Source organism: Methylomicrobium sp. Wu6 (assembly GCF_035916875.1).
Taxonomy (GTDB): domain Bacteria; phylum Pseudomonadota; class Gammaproteobacteria; order Methylococcales; family Methylomonadaceae; genus Methylomicrobium.
The window spans coordinates 153,171-173,053 of the sequence record NZ_JAXUHN010000094.1 but is presented as its reverse complement, the minus strand read 5'-3'; the positions used below and the strand labels follow the sequence as shown (position 1 = coordinate 173,053).

14 protein-coding genes are annotated in these 19,883 nt (G+C 53.7%); 6 read left to right on the top strand and 8 right to left on the bottom strand.

Features of this window, described 5'->3' with window-relative positions:
- Positions 1-32: 32 nt before the first annotated feature.
- Genes U2W12_RS18730 through U2W12_RS18720 form a run of 3 tightly spaced genes read left to right on the top strand, consistent with a single transcriptional unit; the run spans position 33 to position 2,651 of the window.
- Positions 33-602 carry an RNA polymerase sigma factor gene (locus U2W12_RS18730; RefSeq protein WP_326502213.1) on the top strand — a complete coding sequence of 190 codons (570 nt, stop codon included), beginning with the start codon at positions 33-35 and terminating at the stop codon, positions 600-602.
- A 13-nt stretch (positions 603-615) separates the two neighbouring features.
- On the top strand, positions 616-1,320 hold the full coding sequence (locus tag U2W12_RS18725) for a zf-HC2 domain-containing protein (RefSeq protein WP_326502212.1): 705 nt from the start codon (positions 616-618) through the stop codon (positions 1,318-1,320).
- The gene (locus U2W12_RS18720; RefSeq protein WP_326502211.1) at positions 1,317-2,651 is read left to right on the top strand and encodes a S8 family serine peptidase; all 1,335 of its coding nucleotides are present in this window, start codon (positions 1,317-1,319) and stop codon (positions 2,649-2,651) included. The genes U2W12_RS18725 and U2W12_RS18720 overlap by 4 nt, the downstream gene beginning before the upstream one ends.
- A gap of 34 nt (positions 2,652-2,685) precedes the next feature.
- Here U2W12_RS18720 and U2W12_RS18715 read toward each other — a convergent pair whose 3' ends face one another.
- The 3 genes from U2W12_RS18715 to U2W12_RS18705 form a co-directional block, all read right to left on the bottom strand.
- Positions 2,686-2,877 (bottom strand): (2Fe-2S)-binding protein, encoded by a 192-nt coding sequence (locus tag U2W12_RS18715; RefSeq protein ID WP_326502210.1) that lies wholly within the window; start codon positions 2,875-2,877, stop codon positions 2,686-2,688.
- A gap of 329 nt (positions 2,878-3,206) precedes the next feature.
- Positions 3,207-3,905 carry an OmpA family protein gene (locus U2W12_RS18710; RefSeq protein ID WP_326502209.1) on the bottom strand — a complete coding sequence of 233 codons (699 nt, stop codon included), beginning with the start codon at positions 3,903-3,905 and terminating at the stop codon, positions 3,207-3,209.
- 60 nt (positions 3,906-3,965) lie between these two features.
- Complete coding sequence (locus tag U2W12_RS18705; RefSeq protein ID WP_326502208.1) at positions 3,966-4,400, bottom strand: exosortase system-associated protein, TIGR04073 family; 435 nt, start codon at positions 4,398-4,400, stop codon at positions 3,966-3,968.
- 143 nt (positions 4,401-4,543) lie between these two features.
- On the opposite strand from U2W12_RS18705, the gene U2W12_RS18700 reads away from it, so the two are divergent.
- The gene (locus tag U2W12_RS18700; protein ID WP_326502207.1) at positions 4,544-4,744 is read left to right on the top strand and encodes a hypothetical protein; all 201 of its coding nucleotides are present in this window, start codon (positions 4,544-4,546) and stop codon (positions 4,742-4,744) included.
- Positions 4,745-5,143: 399 nt separating this feature from the next.
- Here U2W12_RS18700 and U2W12_RS18695 read toward each other — a convergent pair whose 3' ends face one another.
- Genes U2W12_RS18695 through U2W12_RS18675 form a run of 5 tightly spaced genes read right to left on the bottom strand, consistent with a single transcriptional unit; the run spans position 5,144 to position 14,654 of the window.
- Positions 5,144-6,706, bottom strand: a complete 1,563-nt coding sequence (locus tag U2W12_RS18695; RefSeq protein ID WP_326502206.1) for an NADH-quinone oxidoreductase subunit M — start codon at positions 6,704-6,706, stop codon at positions 5,144-5,146.
- Positions 6,703-8,292: an NADH-quinone oxidoreductase subunit M gene (locus tag U2W12_RS18690; RefSeq protein WP_326502205.1), complete on the bottom strand. Its 1,590-nt coding sequence runs from the start codon at positions 8,290-8,292 to the stop codon at positions 6,703-6,705. Before U2W12_RS18690 ends, U2W12_RS18695 begins: the two co-directional genes overlap by 4 nt.
- Positions 8,293-8,299: 7 nt before the next feature.
- On the bottom strand, positions 8,300-9,862 hold the full coding sequence (locus tag U2W12_RS18685; RefSeq protein ID WP_326502204.1) for a proton-conducting transporter membrane subunit: 1,563 nt from the start codon (positions 9,860-9,862) through the stop codon (positions 8,300-8,302).
- A gap of 2 nt (positions 9,863-9,864) precedes the next feature.
- The gene (locus U2W12_RS18680; protein WP_326502203.1) at positions 9,865-13,176 is read right to left on the bottom strand and encodes a DUF2309 domain-containing protein; all 3,312 of its coding nucleotides are present in this window, start codon (positions 13,174-13,176) and stop codon (positions 9,865-9,867) included.
- Between the two features lie 8 nt (positions 13,177-13,184).
- On the bottom strand, positions 13,185-14,654 hold the full coding sequence (locus tag U2W12_RS18675) for an NADH-quinone oxidoreductase subunit M (RefSeq protein WP_326502202.1): 1,470 nt from the start codon (positions 14,652-14,654) through the stop codon (positions 13,185-13,187).
- 672 nt (positions 14,655-15,326) lie between these two features.
- Here U2W12_RS18675 and U2W12_RS18670 point away from each other — a divergent pair.
- Positions 15,327-17,942: a DUF2309 domain-containing protein gene (locus tag U2W12_RS18670; RefSeq protein ID WP_326502201.1), complete on the top strand. Its 2,616-nt coding sequence runs from the start codon at positions 15,327-15,329 to the stop codon at positions 17,940-17,942.
- The gene (locus U2W12_RS18665; protein WP_326502200.1) at positions 17,939-19,855 is read left to right on the top strand and encodes a proton-conducting transporter membrane subunit; all 1,917 of its coding nucleotides are present in this window, start codon (positions 17,939-17,941) and stop codon (positions 19,853-19,855) included. Before U2W12_RS18670 ends, U2W12_RS18665 begins: the two co-directional genes overlap by 4 nt.
- Positions 19,856-19,883 lie beyond the last annotated feature (28 nt).

The following is a 19,883-nucleotide window of genomic DNA, read 5'->3' as shown; positions in this document are numbered from 1 at the left end:
ACCGCCGGCGATGAATGTATTCAGGTAACCCATTGAACATCGACAACCAAACGCCCCCGGAAGACCCTGAAGCCGAACTTATGAACTTGATCGTGCAGGGCGACGAACAAGCTTTCGAACGGCTTTATCACCGGCTTTACAGCCGTTTGTTCCGTTTCGTTGCGCGCATGACGCGCAGACCCGAGCTGATCGAGGAAATCATTAACGATACGATGTACGTAGTTTGGGAAAAGGCCTCCACGTATAACCGGCAATGCCGCCCGTCAACCTGGATATTCGGCATTGCCTTCAACAAGGCGCGGCAGTCGCTGCGCAACGCGGTTCAGGGCAACACCGTTTGGCTAGACGATATGGAAGGCGATGCGCGGGAGCATGCGCTTGAAGACAACGGACCGCTGCAAATCGAACTGGACGATTGGCTGGAGTTTGCCTTGGACTGCCTCTCGCCCGAGCAGCGTGCCGTCATTGAGCTGACCTACTACCAGGAACTTCATTACAACGAAATTGCCGAGTTGATGGAGTGCTCGGAAAATACAATTAAAACGAGAATGCACTACGCGCGCAAAAAACTGGCTGCCTTTTTGAACGACAAAAGGAATTAATCAGGATTCTACGATGAAAGACGATAACGCAAACCCTTACCCCGCTCATCACGACATCATGCTGTTGTTGCCGTGGTACGTCAATAAAACCCTGGACGATGCTGAACTGAGGGCGGTCGAGAATCATCTCAAAGTCTGTTCTACCTGCAAGCGCGAAATTGCCGAGCTGAATAAACTGTCCTTGGCGATAAAACAAGCGGCTACCATCGACGACCCCCAAGCGTCTTTTTCCCGCTTGCGAGCGCGCATGCATCGGGGCGGCGATCGCAAGGAACAGATGACCACGAGTATGCGATCGCGGCAGGGAAAGAGAAAGTTCAACTTCGTATTGCCAATTTTTCCGTATCGGGCGATCGCGGCGCTGGCGTTGTGCATCTTGTCGATCCCCGCTTATTTTATCGTCGCTCGTCAGTTTGAAAACAGCTACCGGACCCTCGCCGCTTCGGAAATCCCTGTCGCGCACGACAATGAAATTCGGGTCGTGTTTTCTGAAAGCGCCGATAGCAGGCAAAGAAAGTCGGTGATCGATTCCATTGCCGGAGAAATCGTCGAAGGACCCAATACCCTGGGCGTGTATCTAATCCGCCTTAAACCGGCGCTCGCCACCCGGCAGGTTCTCGAAACACTGGCGACGCTGAGAAAAAATTCGCAAGTCATTTTTGCCGAGCCGGCGTTTTCGTTATCGGCTGCACTCATGCCCCAGGAAAAACCGCAATGAAACTTGGATGGTTATTATTGTGCTTTGCGAGCCTCTCGTTTGCCGCCGAAAGGGGCATCTCGAGTCCGGCTGCCGCGAACTTTCCCCGACAACCCAACCCGGCCGAGGCGGAGCGCATGATACTGGTCGGTTTTGCCGATCAATCCATCGACCGGAAGTCAACGCCGATGCCGCTTTCCAGTTACCGACGCCGCGGCGACTACCAGAGTTCTACCTGGAGCCGCCGCACCTCCGCGCAAATCGCCGAGGACTATCATCTGCAAAAGCTGGCCGAATGGCCGATGACCGCAGTCGGCGTGCAATGCGTGGTCTATAAAGTCCTGACCGCCGGCCCGATTGCGGACACGCTGGAGCTGATGGCCAAGGATGCTCGTATCAACATCGTGCAAAAGATGCATTGGTTTACGACGCAAGGAAGACACGTATACAACGCCCCCTATTTCAAGCTTCAGTCCAATCTCCATACCATGCAGTTGGATCGGGTGCATGATCTGGCCACCGGACGTAACGTCACGATCGCCATAATCGACACCGGCGTCGATCCCGGCCACCCCGATCTCTCCGGGCAAATCAGCCGGCAGGAAAACTTTGCGGACGATATGTCGCCGGGATTCGCAGAAGACATCCACGGTACCGCCGTCGCGGGCGTAATGATTGCCGGGAAAGACAATGGCGTCGGCATCACCGGCATCGCTCCCGACGCCAATCTGCTTGCATTGAAAGCCTGCTGGCCGGTAAAAGCCGGTACGATAGCGGCGGTTTGCAACAGCTACACGTTGGCGCTGGCGATCAATACGGCGATCAAAGCGGGCGCCGACATTCTGAATATGAGCCTTGCCGGGCCGCAAGACCCTTTGCTTGAACTGCTCTTGAACGAAGCGATTGAACGCGGGATTGTCGTCGTAGCGGCCGATGCGGGAACGGCGCAGGCGCAAGATAATTTTCCCGCCACGCTGAAAGATGTCATTCCAGTCCAGGCTTTATCAAACACCAAAGATCAGAAGTCAAATCCTGACGGACGGATAGAAGCACCCGGAGAAAACGTGCTAACCACACTGCCGCATAATACCTATGATTTCATTTCCGGCAGTTCGATCGCCGCTGCCGAAGTCTCCGGGCTTGTCGCGCTATTGTTGGAACTGAAACCCGGTTTGAGTTCTCAGAACATCAAAGCGCTGTTGCTAAAATCCCAACAAGAATTATTGCTTAAACCCGAAGTTGGCGAAAAATCGGACAAGTTTTCCGGCATCAATGCGAATCATGCGGTGGCGTCGCTCTGCAAAATTGCGAACTGTGCCGATGAAAGATTCGCTTTCGTATGGAGCCGATAAACGAAAACACTTTACATTCCGATGATTCCAGCAATCAGCCATATTCGGCCAGTAAATCCAACACAGCAGTTTCGCAAGCCCCGCACCCCGCGCAAGCACCTGTAAGCCTTGATATGTTGTCCAGATCGTCGATCCCGTTATCAACAAGCTCCTTAATTTTCTCTACAGTGGTCCCACTACAATGGCAAATAAAGTCCGTTTTTTTGTCTGGTTTGACATCATTCATAATGATGGTCGGGAAGATAGAACAAGGATTCGTAAGCTACAAATTAGCATGCCGGCTGGCTCATGAACCGGGCGTTCGCGTGTTTAAAGCGTTATAAATTTGTCTGGAATGCTTGCATGTGTTGCGGAAATATACCCAAAAAACATCGTAGCAAATACGAAGGTCAAGGCTCTATTGCAGACCGGCTTTCTGTTGGGGGGTACGCATTCGACGTTAATGCAGGTGCGGGAATCTACTCACACCTGCATAACGTGCGGATTACCTTGATTTGATGCTTTGGTTTTGGAAAATTTCTCCAGTCACGACCGACGGGGCCGGGATAGACAAAATTATTTTAAACCAGCGCAATCCTGATATTTGGGATGATCAGTACTCATCACAACCACCCGATGATGTTGGTCGGGCATGTTGTCGGGACCTTCCGCTTCGCCCGCCGCCTTAACGCGCAATTGCTCAGCCTTGGCGCCGTGTTCGACGAGCAGTTTGGTGACGGTTTCAGCCCTTCTCTCCGCCAAATTCTGATTGCTGGCAGCACTGCCAACGGTATCGGTATAAGCGGTCACATCGGCGAACGCATCGGGATGCGCCTGCAGATAGCTGGCCATGGCCGAGATCGCATGATGATCGGTGCTGTAAGGGACTGCACTGCCGGTTTTAAAATAGGCGGCGTCATGTTTCGCCACCTCGTACATATGATGATTAGGGCTATGCACGGCGGTCAACCACTGGCACAGCGCTTTTTCCGATTCGAGCCGGTGCTGGGAGGCGGCTCGGGCTGCATCGACCCCACGTTGCCCTTCTTCAATATTCCAGTAATGGTCGTTTTTCCAATGGTTTAATACATTATTGGCTTCTTCCAATTTTTCCTCGGCCAACTCTTCGTGATAAATGGACTGACCGTAATCGCCGCCGACAACGGCGTCAACTTCCGAAGTCAGCAGCGGAATGTCTTTATGAGGCGGCGTAGTACACCCGGCAAGAGCCGCGGCGAACACCACACAAGGCAAGTAAAAATATTGTCTGTTCATGATCTTATCCTCTTAATCCAAATCAACCGCAGTTACATGGCGAAAGCATGCAACGATTTTCTAATGGGCCGTTGAGCGAGCGTCGTCATCGCCATCATCCAATGGACCATAAGTGGTCCAGAAACCGGGATAATGCACACCAAAATAACGGGTATCCTCGCTAAAACGGTCCCAGACATAGGGCGGTGAAATGAATTCGTCGGTTGGGATGGGAGACGTAATTAGTTCACCCACGCCGAGAACGGTACGGCTGACGGCATGCCCAACGCCCCGGAGCAGCCCCCAGGAACAACCGACAAAAATATTTTGATCATGACTGATGTTGACAATATTCTTGGGAATTTCAATCCACCCTGCAGTCGTATTGAAAAATCCCTGACTTACCTTGGACGTAAAACCAGACAGATAGGTATGCTGCTCATCTGCATGAGACGGCCCCGCCGACAACAGAGCGCCTGCAAGAACACAGATGCCATAGAGGTGTTTGTTGTTCATTTTTGATTCCTCCTAAAATTTTAAACAATCAGACAATTTCTCGCCGAAACAAGTTCGGCCGGAAATTTAATCCACTGAGTCGAGCAAAAGAGATAAGACAGCTATAAATCCCTTTGCGCTAACATTATTACTAGATAAGAATAATGTCAAATGGTTTAACTGGCGTTGGCATTTATATCACTGGCTTAATTGCCGCGCTCCCTCACCTTGGCCACTCCATTTCGCCCCATCGGGCGCGACCAAGGATAGCGCGCGGCATTCGGGATTTCACCAGCAATATTGCCCCCGCAATTATTCAGACAAAGCGGATTTCAGAACAGAGTTATCATGGCAAGTTATTGTAAGCGACTCGTAACAAGTTTACAGACACTCGTTACTAACGGTGAAAGCTAAAACGATGCCGCAGAAACTTGAATGCCGCCGAACTTGTTGCTAACCACTTACTCCTTGAACCTGTTTTGATTTCTCTACCTTCTGTGTCTTGTTATATGAAAACACAATCAGTATAAATACTTAGCAACCTAGACTATGCTTCATATTTCCCATAGAGTCAGTATATCCCAGTGCAAGTAAACAAACTATTGGACTTTAGTCCAATGTCAAGACTGTAAAATAAGATCTTAACAACAAATCACCAGACGTTTAGATAGAGGGTTTTCAAAAACAACCGGGCAACGGAATGAGAATCATACGAACCGGACTGACTGTAAGCGAACGAGCATCAATGCCTCCAAAATGCCAGGTCATTCTGCGGTTTCCGAATTCAAAACGCTTTCTTCGTCGAAATCGCTGCCGTCCGACGTCGGCGGTTCGAGTAAATGATTCAGCCAGGCTTCGGCTGCCGCTTTCTGATTATCCAAAATCATATTGGGCCACAGCCCGAATGAAATGACCAGCGCTCCGAACAGACAGAGAACGCCGAGTTCGCGCGGGCGCAGGTCCTGCAATTGATTGACCGCAGCGCTTGCGGTCGGCCCCATGAAGGCGCGGCGCGTAAACGAGAGCATATAGGCAGCGCTGAGGACGGTTCCGGCCAGCGCGGCAATGGCGAGGCTCGGGTGGGAGGTCAAAGCGCTGACGACAAGCAACAATTCGGCAGGAAAGCCGTCGGTTCCTGGCAATCCCAAGCTAGCCAGCATGAACAGAAAATAAAAGCCGGTCAAACGCGGCATCACTTTGGCGAGTCCGCCCATGTGAATTCTTTCGGTACTGCCCAGACGGTGGTGAATGAAGCCGGCAATCAGCATCAAGGCGCTCGCATCGACCGAAAAATTGACCAATTGGAACAGCGCCCCCTGAATGCCCTGCAAGTTCAGCGAAGACAGACCGACGACGATTAGGCCGATATGACTGATGCTGGCATAAGCCAACAAGCGGCGTAAATTGCTTTGCTGCAAAGCGACCAACGCACCGTAGATCAGCGTGACCGCGCCGATGATGCCGAGCGCCCAGTTGTATTCGACCGCCGCGGTCGGCGCGAGAGGCAAAGCAAAGCGGACGATGCCATAAACGCCGAGTTTTAGACCGGTCAACAATGCGGTCATCTGCGTAGAGCCTTCCATCGCTACGGTCGGCAGCCAAGTATGAAAAGGCGGCAATGGCGCCTTGACCGCAAACCCGAGCATCAACAACAAAAATACCGCCGCTTCCCTATGACCGGATAACGGCGTGGTCAGCAGCACCGGCAGACTAAATGCCAGATCGTTAGGAACAGCGCCTTGTATCGCTTCAACATGATTGAACGCGAGCAGAATGATCGCAAACAATAAGGCAACCCCGCCGAACAGCATGACCAGCGTGTATTTCATCGCCGCATTGCGCCGACCGGGGCCGATGCCCCACAGCCCGATCAAAAAGAAGATCGGCGGCAGAGTCAGTTCCCAAAACAAAAAGAACAGCATCATGTCCATCGCTGTAAACACGCCCATGGTGATGCCTTCGAGCGCCAGCAGCAGAGCCAGATGGAAATGCGGCAGGCGCTGCACCGAATTCCATGTTGCGAGCAGAGTCAATAAGGTCAACAACGCCGACAGCGGCAACATCAGGATCGAGACACCATCGACACCGAGAAAATACTCGATGTTCAAACGCTCGATCCAGGCATGGTGTTCGACCCATTGCAACTCGTTGCCGCTATCTGACTGAAATCGGTCGACAGCGAACAGCGCAACGGCCAATTCGAAACCGGCAACCAGCAATGCGCCCCATTTGGCTGCCTGTCGATTTCGGATAAAGCCGACTAAAACCGCACCGGCCAAAGGCAGCCAGACAAGAATGCTAAGCAACGGAAACTCTGCCCCATTCATAACTGTTCATCCTCGGGCCGAATCTCATCCGGTTGCGGTTCTTCCGCCGGTTGTCCATGCGGCATCGAACTGTGAATCGGATAACCCTTCGTAATCATCGACGCATCCTGATCAACAAGCCTGAGCCAGGGCCGCATATAAAAACCGGTGCCGATCAGTAAGAGGCAAATCACCACAGTAATCAGGCGTTCTTTCAACACCGGATGGTGCAAACTCGAATAAGGTTGTGCAAAACGTTTGGAACTGGCTAAAAAGATGCGCTGGAAAGCCCAAAGAATAAAGGCCGCCGCCAGTAAGTTGCCGGTCAATATCGCAATCGCCAACAGCCAGCCATATTCTTCGATGGTGCCTTCGATGATGAGATGGGTCGCATCGAAGCCCGGTGTTCCCGGCTTGACCAACGTGCTCAGCGACGACACCAGAAACAACATACCCAACGTCAGATTCGAGTCGAACAAGCCGCCAAGCCTAGGCATCAGCGCGGTACCGGTCCGTTCATAGATCAGGCCGACGCTGAACAGCATACCAGCGGTCGCCAGGCCGTAAGCGACCGATAGCATGATACTGCCTTCCAGGCCAAAATCGTTAAAGCAGAACAGCCCAATCACCAAAATGCCGGTTTGGCTGAGCACTGCAAACGCCAACAAACGCCGGATATTGATTTGCAGTAAAGCCATCACCGCGCCGTAGAAAGTACTGATCAACGCCAATGTCAGCACCAGTCCGGCCCAGTCTTCGGCAACCCCGGGCAAGATCGGTAAAATAAACCGCAGCACCGCAAAAATCCCAAGCTTCAGGCCGACCAGAAAAATCGCACAGCTGGCGACCGTGCCGTGTTCTGCCAGAACCGGCAACCAGCCGTGAAACGGAAACAACGGCATTCGAATCGCAAACCCATAAAACAGCAGCACAAAGATCAAAGCTTCGTCATGCAGATACGCATTGTTCTGTTTGATCGTGAGCCAGTCGAAAGTCAAAGGATGCTCGGAATCGATCAGACCGAACGCCAGCAGTAAAAATCCGGTCAAGGTCATCAGAAAACCGCTAAGCCAGTATTGCAGGAAGCGGTCAACCGCCCAACGGCGGCGCAGTCCGGTGCCGGAGTGCAGCGTCAAATAAACCACCGGGACCAATTCCAAGACGCTCCAGATCCAGAACTGCATGACGTTTAAAGACGCAAACGCGCCGATCAGCACGGTTTCATAGCCCAGCACGCTGACCACATAAAAACGATCCCGATAACGATTTTGCGCATGCGAAAAGGTATAGAGCAGCACCAAAAAAGCGATCACGGCGGTCAGCGGAATGAACAGAATATTGACGCCGTCAACCCCTACCGTATAGCTCAATCCCGCAAAATTCGCCTGTTCGAACAAATTGATGCCGGAAACTTCCGAATCGAATACCACGAGTAAATAGATGCTCAACAACACGGTCAACGACGTGCCGGCAAAACCGAAACGCAAGGCTGCCGTCAACGAGCGCGAACAGAGCACCCCGACCATTGCGGCAAGCGGCGTCAGCGTCATCGCAGTCAGTACGGGAAAGGCCGCCGCTTCGGGCCAGGGATTAACGGGGAAATACATCAGCGCCTCAAAATGCGGCCATCAGAGTTATGAATACAAACAGCACCAGGTAGCGCGGCCTTATAATATAGGCTTCAAAGCGATTGGCGGATTGCCCGACCCTTCTGCCGAAATCCGCGGCATTTTTACCATAGCCACGCAGCATATAACGGCTTTCAAAACCATGAATCACCGCCGATGTCCATTCGGCCAGTTTGCCGGCCAGACCGCTGCCTTGCGCAAACTGGTCGGACTCGTCATTCAGGCGCGCTCCAATCTTTTGCTCTTCATATTGCGCCAGCGACGAAATCGCACGTATCGCGGGGGCGGGGGAGCCTAGAATCCGGTCGATGATATAGTCATCGAAATAGCGGAGATCGTGCGACAAGCGCCCTATCGGCCTGACCAACACACAATCGATCAGGGAATCGAGCCAGAACCGCTGCAACGAGACGGTATAAGCCCAGTAGTGTTTGGCCAGCGCGGGCTTAACCGGTTTGATCGGATTATCCAGAATATTGTGCATCAGCGATGGCGCAGCCAATAATTGATAGGCGCGAACGATTACATGCGCGCATAAATGCCAGCCCGCCAATTGCCAGAACCCCAAACCGCACTCCAAAAACATCAATCCCAATTGAACCGAGGTCGCCGCAATCAATGAGGTCTTCACATCGGTTTGAGTGAATCCGAGCAGATAACTGTAAACCGCTGTCGCCAAACCGACCACGGCCAGCGTAGCCATCGCAAATGGCGACATTTCAAAAAGCGGCTGCAACAGGTAAACCAAAAAAACGCCGGCATGCACCATCACCGATCCGTAGAAGACCGCGCTCGAAGGCGTCGGACCTTCCAGAGCGCGCAGCAACCAGGGCGTGAACGGCAACTGCGCGGATTTGACTAACGCTGCGAGGGCAAAACAAAATGCAATGCCGGTCGCCTCGCCCGTCGACAATTGTTTGGACAGCGCATTCAATTTCATCCAATCGACGCTTTCCGCAAAGGCGTAGCTTAACCCGATTCCGATCACGAAAGCTGCGTCACCGATACGGCTCGTGACGAAAACACGCGCCGCATTCGCGGCGGCGACCGGACGGTCATAGGCATAAGCAATCAACAAATAGGAGCACAGACCGGCGATTTCCCAACCCATGAAAGTACCGACCGCGTTTCCGGACAACACCAGCCACTGCATCGCCCCCGAAAACAGCGTCAACACAAAAAAGAAACGGTGAAAACCAACTTCCCGGTGCATATAATTGACCGAAAAGCGGAGCACCACGGCTAGAATGATCCCGAATAAAGCGGATAATCGAAGCCCGAAACCGTGGGTCAGGAAGTTGATTGAAATTTCGAACGTATCGCTTTGCAGCCAGGTTCCAAGAATGAACGAACCACGGTTCATTCCGAGTACATCCGCGCCGTACAAAGTCAATGACAAAAGACCGGACATCGTAACGGCCCACAACGCGATGCCGGCGCTCGCCCCTTCTTTTTCTTCGCCGGTCAGCCAATCGAACAAGATGCCAAGGCCCAGTATCGCCGCGGCGCTGAAAGGCAGTAAAGGGATCAGGATAACCAGAGAATCCATGCTTAGCCCCCCGCGGCAACCGGTTGTCTGATCAAAACCGGCGCGACCGGCCCCGTTTGGTCGCGGTAGGCGGCTTGCGAATTTTCGACCGTCAAAATCGGCATGTCTCCCCCTTGCCAGCGCACAAAGCCTCTGCCGCGTTCGAACATGAAGATTTCTCCTGTTTCGGGGTCGATCGAACTTAAATGAATCCAGCCGTTTGCGATCAACTCGCGAAGCGGGGCCTGGCGCTGATAAATTTGTTCCAAAACGGCAGTCTTGGCATCCACGATCACTTGCAGGCGCATCGGCTCGTGAATTTCGATCATCTGGCTCGGCAAGCCGGTGCGCAGATCGCTGCTCGCGCCTTCCATCACACCGAAGAGTCCGATCACATTATGCGGCACTTTGGTGCCGCAACCGAAACGGTCGTTATCTATGGTCGAAAAGTAATACTCCAGATTGATGCCGGCCCCGACCGGCCCTACCGCCAGCAGAATATTTTCGACGATAAGTCCTTCCGGATCCTGCGTCGGATCGTAAGAAATCAAAAACATCCGGCGATCGAAAAAAGCGCCCTGAGTAATCGACCGGCGGCCGACCAGCGCACAAGCGTTCGTCGCATGTCCCAGTTCCGGCCGCGCCTGCGAAAAATCGTCGGCACGTTCCTCGATATGCGCCAATGCCTCTTCCGGCGTCGGATTACGCGGCGCGGAAGCCAGCCGCCGGCAGCGTTCATGCGCGGACCTCCGGCGCACCTCGGACAAGGTGTCGCGGAGTCTCTGCAAAGCCGGTTGCAGCGCTGTAGGCAGATCGTTTTGATCGAACCAGATGATTTCTTCGTTGCAGGTATTATGTTCAGCACCGATAAACCAGGTGTCCGCCGGCACATCGATGCCGCGTTCGCCCAAAAGTTTGCGGATTTCCTGCCGGTTCGCCATCGCCGCAAACACGCGCGCGTTCGGACCGCCATGCCGCCCGCTGCAGGCGCCGCAGTCATAGGCGGCCCGGTGCGGGTTGTTCTGGCTGCTCGAACCGTGCCCGACCAGTACGACCAATGGCGAGAATCCATGGGTCAAGCCGGTGCTTTTCAAGAAACCAGCAACCCGGTCGGCCTGTTCCGTATCGGTAAAGCCCGGTTTCGCAAGCGCCGGCACGGCAGGCTGTTGATCCGTCGCGACAAATACCAGCCGCGTCGGCACCTCCGGCGCCACGGCTCCGGCCAAGCGGCCCAGCAAGCGGTTTTGCGGTTTAGGCAGTAAGGACTTTGCCAATAAGCCAAGCAAAACCGCAGGAGCAAACGCATCGATCATAAGATGCGCGGACATGAAGTTGCGGCGTAAACCGTGATGCAACAGATTGCCCAACCCCAGATTCAGCTTACGCCCTTCGCTATGCCGCCGTAAATCTTCCTCGCATCCAGAACGCGCGACTTCCCGCACCTCGTGGGCGGGCGTCACGACGACCGGGCACAGCGGCGATGTTTTGGTGTCGTCGAGTCCCTTGTAATACATAGGTATGCCGAAAAAACCGGCCGCTCCGAGCGTTTCTACGGCAGGATTCACTTCTTCGAGATGCCTCCGAAAACTTTCCTCGCGCTCATCCATGCAAAAAATCAATTGCGCCTCCGGCCCCTGCCTGCGACTGGCCCAACGCCCCCGCCCCCGATTGGCGCTCAATGCCTGAAACAGTTTTTCGCGGTAATTTCGCTCGTAAGCCGTCAGCCAGACCTTGCCGCGCTCGGCGAATGTAAATGCATTCAACAGCTTGAGCAATGCCTCGACCTCGCCTTGAGGCAAGGCTTCGACCGCGGCTCCGGTCATACCCAAATGCTGACAGAGGCGGAACAGTTGCCAGCCGCTGCTCCAGTGGTAATGCCGGTCCTTTCGCCTGGCCAGAGGACTCAATTGCCAAGTACGGATCTGATCGGAAAGCTCCTGCCATTCGGGTTTAAAATGCCGCTCGGAACGGGCACGGAGTATCAATGCCTTGGCTTTTTGTGCGAGGTATTCCGGCAACTCGCCTTTGTACAATTCACTTCGCACCATAAGCTCGGAAAGATTTTTCCGGAAGTAGCTTTCGATCGCATTGAGTCTGGCCTCAATTTTCCAGACATCCCGGCAAATTTGGCCGAGCCAAAGCCGGTCGTAGACCAGCCGGATCGCCAGATAATCGGCAAGGCTAACGTCCGTATGGTTGCCAATTAGATAACCTGGATGCTGCTGCCGCCAATTGATCATGCCCGACCAGCCCGGCAATTCGAGCGCCAAGCGCTGCAAATAGCCTGTCCATTTGGCGCGCGGAAGATTCAGATAGGTCAACTGCTCGATGATTGCATCGACTGCGTCCTCGGGAAGTTTATCCACCAATCCGGACCACTCCGGCAACTCGAGAAAAACCGGATTCACATCGCACCGAAACATTTTGCGCCAGCCGGCATAAAGCCCCAATGAATCGCGCTCCGGCAGTTGCCAGGGCGCCATGCCTTCGTCCATCGCCGAGGCGCAGATCCGAATAAGCTGCGGCCGGATAACTTCGAGAATATCGATGCCGGTGATCGCCCGAATAAAACCGCCTAAAGTCAGTCTCTCGCCGACTTCTGCGATAAAACGGCTCAAGGTTGCGCCGGCTTCCCTGCGCATCATTTCATGCAAGGTTTGAGCGGCGCCGTCCGGCTGATCCCGCATCGCCAAGGCCAGCCACGCCTCGGCCTGCTCCCGGGACAAATCGAGCAGGTTTTCAGGGTGCGGAACCGTTTCGTCGAGGTTCAGCTTCGCCAGTATGCGGTTCCAAAGCTGACGGACCCGATTTTTTTCGCCGATGGACGTTGCATCCTCGCCCAAGAAACAGGCCCTGACCTGCTTCGGCACATCCTGTTGTATCGCGTCCAACGCACCCAGTTCCTCGATATTCCAGTTCAACTGGCTTTCGGTGATCGGCTCCAGATCAAACAGCATGGCGATCCGGTAAACATCCCGACGCAGAATTTTTTTGCCGTTGACCGTACAAACGAGCTCTTCGGCGTTCGAATCCGCATCTTGCGGTAGCGCGGCAAACAAATCGTCATCGCTGATCCGGCCTTGCCGATAATAACCCCGGAACTTGCTTTCGGGCAGATAGCCGCAAATTCCGGTGATCCGCTCGGCTTCCGCCAATGCTTCTTCGAAAGGCAGATGCTGATAACCGTGCAGCGTATTATGGTGCACAAAATCGAGAATCGGCGCTTGCCCGGGCAATACATGATCCAGCTCGTGCAAAATACGGCCGATCTCGGCGCGCAGTGCGGCATCGCCGGCTTCTTCGTGGATTGCTGATGCCAGGGGTATGTCCTGCATGCCTAAACCTATGGCAATACTAATATTAAGGAATGAAGATGGGTAATGGTGGCCTCGGACAGATGAATCAACGGCTGCGGCATCACACCCAGAATTACAATGCCGCTAACCAGAATCCCGGCAGTGAACATCTCGGACGCGGTCAAATCGCCGACATTCTGCATCTTGGCCTTGACCGGCCCGGTGAACAGCAGGCCGACTGTCCGTATCGCATAAGAAGCGCTCAATAAAATACCGAGACTGAATAAGGCCATCCAGCCGCCCCATCGTTCAAAACCGCCGGTCAGTGTATGCAACTCGGCGACAAAACCGACAGTGCCCGGCAAACCCATCGCAGCGAACAAAGCCAGCGTGGTGAAAACTGCAAATCGCGGCGTCGCCAGCACCAAGGAACTGTAATCCTGAATGTTGCGGGTATGCGTTCTTTCATAAAGCAAACCGACCAGCAGAAACATCGCCGCCGCGATAAATCCATGCGCGGTCATTTGCAGTACGGCTCCGGCCATGCCGGTTTCGTTCAGCGACGCAATGCCCAACAAAACGATGCCCATGTGACTGATCGAGGAATAAGCGACCATCGCCTTCAAGTCGGTCTGCCGCCAAGCCAGCAGCCCCCCGTAAATCATCGCGATCAACGCCAGGATCGTTAATGCGAGTTGAAAAAATTGCGCCGCCTGCGGCAGCATCGCGATCGCGCGCAGCAAGCCGTATGCACCCATTTTCAATAAGATGCCGGACAACAGGATACTGACCGGGCTAGGTGCTTCGACATGCGCCAAAGGCAGCCAGCCATGCAGAGGGAAAATCGGCATTTTTACGCCGAAACCGATAATCAGGCCGAGCAGCACAAAAATCTGCTCGGTCCTGGACATCGAGACCGTGGATTGACTCAACGACGCCATCAGCGAGCCTCCGTATTCGAGATCGTACTGACTGATCGCCAACAGACTGATCAGCATGAAAATCGACCCACCCATCGTGTAGAGCACGAAATTCAGGCTGGCCGCATGACGGCGGTTGCCGCCCCAGCGGCCGATCAGAAAAAACAACGGGATCAGCGTGACTTCCCAGAAGACATAGAATAAGGCCCAGTCCTGCGCGAGAAAAACGCCCAACATGCCGAATTCCAGCAACAGGAGACAGAAATAATAGCCCTTCACGCCGTTGGTAATCGAATCGGAAACCTGCACGGCGCAACAGGTCAACAGTGCGGCCATGAACGCCATCGGCATTGATAGTCCATCAACGCCAAGCGCATAGGCACTGCCGACATCGGGGTTCAATATAAAAAACTCGCTGAACTGCAGATGCGCCTGATTCGGATCGAAAATTGCCAGCAACCGGCAGGCAAAAACTAAAGTCAGCAGCGAAAACGTCTGCGCGGTCAAACGAATGAAGAATGCATTATGACCCGGCAGTACCGCAAGCAAGAAAGCCCCCAGTACCGGCGTCCAGAGCAAAACGCTGAGTATCCCCATGATCGATGATCCTTTCACTGCGCAATGCAGTTCAATGTTTGCAATACGACAGCAGCGAACGCTCGGCGCAAACCGACGCATCCAACTATATCGAATCGATACCGATAATTATATTATGTCCATTATACCTTCCCTAAATCGCCCAGACAAAATCGTCTTCGCCTGCTCGTTGCAAGCGGACGGGAGAGGCGAAATTAACGCAATGCCGGAGACTTTACCCTGTTAACGCTCACGGTAGACCGTCAATTTAAATTTTGACAGAAAAAAATCTCCACTTCCCAATGCGCATGGCTTTCATAATCGCCGACGGTTTTAACCCGTATGGCGCGCCAATTCAGTTCAAATCAACCGATAAATGGTTTTTTTAACCAATCGATTGAATTTTTTAGTCACCCTGTCCTTTAAAAAACAATAATTTATAAATACGGCATGAAATATGCTGTATTTATCTGTAAAGAGCCGGTTTCGAAATGATCGGCAACATCACAGGGCGTTGTCCTCTCACTTTCAGGCTTGTACAAAAAAGACGGTTCTTTTTTTGATCAAGGCAGGCGATCAATAAAAGGCGCTTGAATAGGCCCGGTTCGTACACCCCGTCAGAAATTGGCTTTTTGATACTCCCTGTTTTTGATCGTCCGATTATCTTTTATTCTCGAGGTTTAATGTCTCAAGATGACCACTAGCACACCCGTTCGACCCGTAACACGCATCGCCGACGTCCGCAAAACGGCGCCTGAATTCAATTTGGATGCGACCATCGATCATATCTCGCATTGGCTGCCGACCCAGGGGCCGATCAAAGACTTTATCCACCATAATACCTTACATGCCGTACAGCACCATCCCTTTCATGAAGGCGTTGCGGTTGCGGCTAGAATTTTCGGCGCGCGCAGTTATTTGCCGCTGGCCGATTATCAAAAACGCTACCGGCAGGGCAGAATCACCGATAAGGCTATTTCCTGGGCTATCAAGCAGTCGGCAGCCGATATCAAGGATGTCGAAAAATTCCGCTGCTCTTTGTTTATTGAAGACGACCGCAGCCATTATCCCCCCGTTTCATTGGCCAACCAAGGCATCCGCAATACCTGGCTGACCGGACTGGAAATCGATCTGAATGCATTGGTGCACCCGGTGCTATTCCGCCTGCTCGCGAATTTTTTGGATCAAGGCATCAGCCGCTGGAGCCTGCCGCGCAGCGGCGAACGTTTTTGGGATTGCGTTGGGCGGCTCGTGCACAACAGTCTGCTGCCGCTCTATCCTTTCCATGAACCCGTCGTACGCGCGCTGCTGCTCGAAAAACCGGACCAGGTGATCCTGACTTGTCTCGAAAAAATGGTCGGCGATGAACAACTTTACGAACAATATATGCTCGAAATGCTGCTCGCGCATCCGGGCTGGGCCGGCATGGTACGCCTAATCGAGCTCAATCCGCAATCGTTGCTGGCCCGCCCCGCCATCTCCTTGAAAGAAATGATCGCGGTCGAACTCGCCTGCGAACTGGCTTTTCTGCATTTGAAAAAAGGACGCCAGTTTCAGAATATCGCCGGCTCGCCTAAATCCCATGCGGTCCCCTTGCTCAATGACCATGACTTCAAACCGGCAATACCGCTGCGGCTGAAGGTCTGGCATGAAGCAATGGAATGGACGCTGCACACCGAACTGCTCAAGGCGATGGCCACGGAGGCGGCGAAAAGCCCTGCCGCCGGCGTCGAAAGCCCCGCGCCTTTAGCGCAGGCTCTATTTTGTATCGACGACCGCGAATGTTCCTTGCGCCGCCACATTGAAGAGCTAAATCCGGCGATCGAAACCTTCGGCGTGGCCGGCTTTTTCGGCATCGATTTCCTCTATCAAGGGCTGGACGACGCATTTCCTGTCGCACAATGCCCGGTGATCATCCAGCCGAAACACCTCGTCCGCGAATCAAGCCTGACCCAAGAGCCCGCCAAAAAGAAGAACGGCGAGCATATGAATGATCTGCACGTCAAATCGCATTCCCTGTTCAGAGGCTGGCTTTATACGCAAACACTCGGTATCGGCTATGCGATCCGCCTCGCCTGGAACGTGTTCCGTCCCGACGGACAATTGCCGAATATCAAAAAATTGAGTGAAGTCAAAGCGCACACGCACCTGCATCTTTTGCGCGAAAGCGACACGCCTACCGAAGACGGCCGCATGCTCGGATTTTCCTTTACCGAAATGACGGACCGTATCGAAGGCTTGTTGCGCAATATCGGATTGACGCACGATTTTGCGCCGATGGTCGTGGTCGTCGCGCACGGTTCCAGCAGCGTCAACAATCCGCATTTCGCCGCTTACGACTGCGGAGCCTGCTCCGGCAAACCCGGGGCGCCGAATGCGCGCGCTTTTGCGTGGATGGCGAATCATGAATCGGTGCGCGCGTTGCTCCGCGAACGGGGCATCGACATCCCCGAGACAACCCGCTTTATCGCGGCGATGCATAACACTAGCCGAGACGAAATCACCTATTTCGATGAATACCTTCTCGAAAAGCATCCGTTAGCCGGGCTGCAAACCTTCAAGGAAACGATGCAGAGCGCGCTCGAACTGAATGCGCTCGAACGCTGCCGCTGGTTCGAGCTGGGCCCTCAAAACCATGACAAACAGGCGGCGCACGCTCATGTCAAGGGGCGCTCCGTATCGATATTCGAGCCTAGACCAGAATACAACCACTCGAACAATCTGTATTGCATCGTCGGAAAACGCGCGCTGACCCGAGATATCTATATGGACAGGCGCGCCTTTCTGCATTCCTACGACCCGGCAACCGACGCCCAGGGGGCCGTTCTGGCCAGAATCCTGAATGCGATCATCCCGGTCTGCGGCGGCATCAATCTGGAATACCTGTTCTCGCGCATCGACAATTCGGTGTACGGCGCCGGCACCAAGCTGCCTCATAACGTCATCGGTTTGCTCGGCGTCGCCAACGGCGTCGAGGGCGATCTTCGTACCGGCCTGCCGAATCAAATGATCGAAGTACATGAACCGGCCCGCTTATTGATCGTGATCGAGCAATCCCGGGACATCATCGACAAGGCCCTGGTCAAAATCGGCGAGTTGAGAGAGTGGCTCGACCATGACTGGGTCAGGCTCGCCTGCTTTGAACCGACCAGCCACGCCATGTATTTTTATTCCGGAAAGGGCTGGCAGAGCGTCGATTTGACCGACATCGCACCGACGCCCGAAGCGGCCTGTTCGGAAGCCGTTTTTGCCGGCCAGGTCAAGACCGTTCCGGTCCACCGCTTAACGAAGACACGGAGTGCATCATGAATGTCTTACTGCTGGACTGCCAGCTCATGCCCTTACTGGGTTTCCTGACGATCTTCCTGGCGCCGAAGGATCTGAAAAAATTTTCCGAATTTGAATACTGGAGCGTCGCGGAAAAAAGAATCGCCGCGATCAGTTACGGATTCGCGGTCGCGCTGGGCATCAGCATCGCCTCCCTGCTTATCGTTTGGGCGCTGGCGGGCTTCCCGGCTCACGAATACGAGGCCTTCATCCTTTACGAGAAAGGCGATTACCGCTTTCCGGTGCTGTTCTATCTCGACAAGGTCGGCGCGGTTTACCTGTTATGCGTCTGGATCATTTTTTCGATCATCATCCGCTACTGCCGCTATTATCTGCACCGCGAAGCCGGCTATAAACGCTTCTTTCTGACCATTTATGCGTTCGTGTTCGGCCTGATCATGGTCATTTTGTCCGGCTCGATCGATATGTTGTTCGCGGGCTGGGAGATCGTCGGCGTGTCGTCCTTTCTGTTGATCGCCTTTTACCGCCACCGACCGCAACCGGTCCGTAACGCCTTGCGCGCCTACACGATTTACCGTTTTTGCGACATCGGTCTGCTGCTGGGCGCCTGGATGACGCATCTGTTGTTCCATGAAAGCGATCATTTCAGTCAGATCGCCGGTTTATTCGAAAACGATGCGATGCCGCCTGCCGGCTATCCTGCCCTATTGTTGTTATCGCTATTGATCGTAATGGCCGCATCGGGAAAATCGGCGCAATTTCCGTTCAGTTTCTGGCTGCCGCGCGCAATGGAAGGGCCCACGCCCTCGAGCGCGATATTTTACGGCGCCTTGTCGGTGCATCTCGGCGTATTCCTGCTGCTGCGCACGATGCCGATCTGGTCTTACCACATCCTGACTCGCGCGATCGTGTTTCTAATCGGCTTGTTGACGGTTTGTACCGCGAGCCTGTCCGAAAAAACCCAATCCAACATCAAGGGCCAGATCGCCTATGGCTCGATTACCCAGGTCGGCTTCATGTTCATGGAATTGGCTTTGGGGCTGGAAGCGCTGGTACTGGTGCATTTTCTGGGCAATGCATTTTTGCGCTGTTATCAGTTGCTGGTATCGCCTTCGATCGTCGCTCATTTACTGCGGCTGGAAGGCTCCGCCGACACCGAGTTTTACATTAAAAGCGGCACGATGCGCGACAAACTGCCGGCCTCGATCCGTGACACCCTGCCGGACGTGCTGCGCAATACCTTGTATGTATTTTCGTTACAGGAATGCAATCTCGAACTGCTAGTCCGCTTTTTGTTGTGGGAGCCGCTGAAAAAAGTCGGCGCCGAGATGAACGCAATAAGCCCTTGGATCAAAGGATTGACCGCACTGATAATTTTCGGCCTGTTCATATTCGTGGCTGAAGTGGATTTGATGCATCACAAATATCTGGCCATTCCCGCCTCGATCTCGATGGTATTGGCCACGTTGAGCGGCTTCAGCCAAAAACACAGTCCTTTCAGAACCTGGAACGATATTGCGCTCAGCTACTTTTTCGCCTGCGTCGCGGTCTGGTTCATGGTCAATTCCGCCTGGGACGATGCGGTATTGTTTCTGACCGGCATCATCCCGGCCTGGCTGCTCGGCATCGCGGTATTAAACCGGATGTTGAAATCGGAAAATTTCGCGGAGACGCCGTTCGCCTATCGAGGCATGGCGGAAACCAAACCCGGTTTATCGCTGTTATTGTTCATCAGCTTTTTGGGACTGGTCGGCTTCCCGATTACACCGGCCTTCGTCGGCGAAGACTTGCTGCTCTATCACGCCAGCAGCCAGCATCCCTGGTTTGCGGCGCTGATAGCATTTTCGTTCGTAGTCAACGGCATCGCCGCCGCCCGCATCTTCCTCAGATTGTGCATGGGACGGCCGGTGGAGTTGAATAAAAGCTATTATTGAACAGAGTAGTCCGGATTCCGCTTCGCGG

What these genes read in the sequence shown, in the direction of transcription:
- U2W12_RS18710 (WP_326502209.1), bottom strand. Translation starts at nt 3,905, where the DNA reads ATGAACAGACAATATTTTTACTTGCCTTGTGTGGTGTTCGCCGCGGCT.
- U2W12_RS18665 (WP_326502200.1), top strand. Translation starts at nt 17,939, where the DNA reads ATGAATGTCTTACTGCTGGACTGCCAGCTCATGCCCTTACTGGGTTTC.
- U2W12_RS18670 (WP_326502201.1), top strand. Translation starts at nt 15,327, where the DNA reads ATGACCACTAGCACACCCGTTCGACCCGTAACACGCATCGCCGACGTC.
- U2W12_RS18725 (WP_326502212.1), top strand. Translation starts at nt 616, where the DNA reads ATGAAAGACGATAACGCAAACCCTTACCCCGCTCATCACGACATCATG.
- U2W12_RS18705 (WP_326502208.1), bottom strand. Translation starts at nt 4,400, where the DNA reads ATGAACAACAAACACCTCTATGGCATCTGTGTTCTTGCAGGCGCTCTG.
- U2W12_RS18720 (WP_326502211.1), top strand. Translation starts at nt 1,317, where the DNA reads ATGAAACTTGGATGGTTATTATTGTGCTTTGCGAGCCTCTCGTTTGCC.
- U2W12_RS18680 (WP_326502203.1), bottom strand. Translation starts at nt 13,176, where the DNA reads ATGCAGGACATACCCCTGGCATCAGCAATCCACGAAGAAGCCGGCGAT.
- U2W12_RS18675 (WP_326502202.1), bottom strand. Translation starts at nt 14,654, where the DNA reads ATGGGGATACTCAGCGTTTTGCTCTGGACGCCGGTACTGGGGGCTTTC.
- U2W12_RS18695 (WP_326502206.1), bottom strand. Translation starts at nt 6,706, where the DNA reads ATGAATGGGGCAGAGTTTCCGTTGCTTAGCATTCTTGTCTGGCTGCCT.
- U2W12_RS18700 (WP_326502207.1), top strand. Translation starts at nt 4,544, where the DNA reads ATGTCAAATGGTTTAACTGGCGTTGGCATTTATATCACTGGCTTAATT.
- U2W12_RS18690 (WP_326502205.1), bottom strand. Translation starts at nt 8,292, where the DNA reads ATGTATTTCCCCGTTAATCCCTGGCCCGAAGCGGCGGCCTTTCCCGTA.
- U2W12_RS18685 (WP_326502204.1), bottom strand. Translation starts at nt 9,862, where the DNA reads ATGGATTCTCTGGTTATCCTGATCCCTTTACTGCCTTTCAGCGCCGCG.
- U2W12_RS18715 (WP_326502210.1), bottom strand. Translation starts at nt 2,877, where the DNA reads ATGAATGATGTCAAACCAGACAAAAAAACGGACTTTATTTGCCATTGT.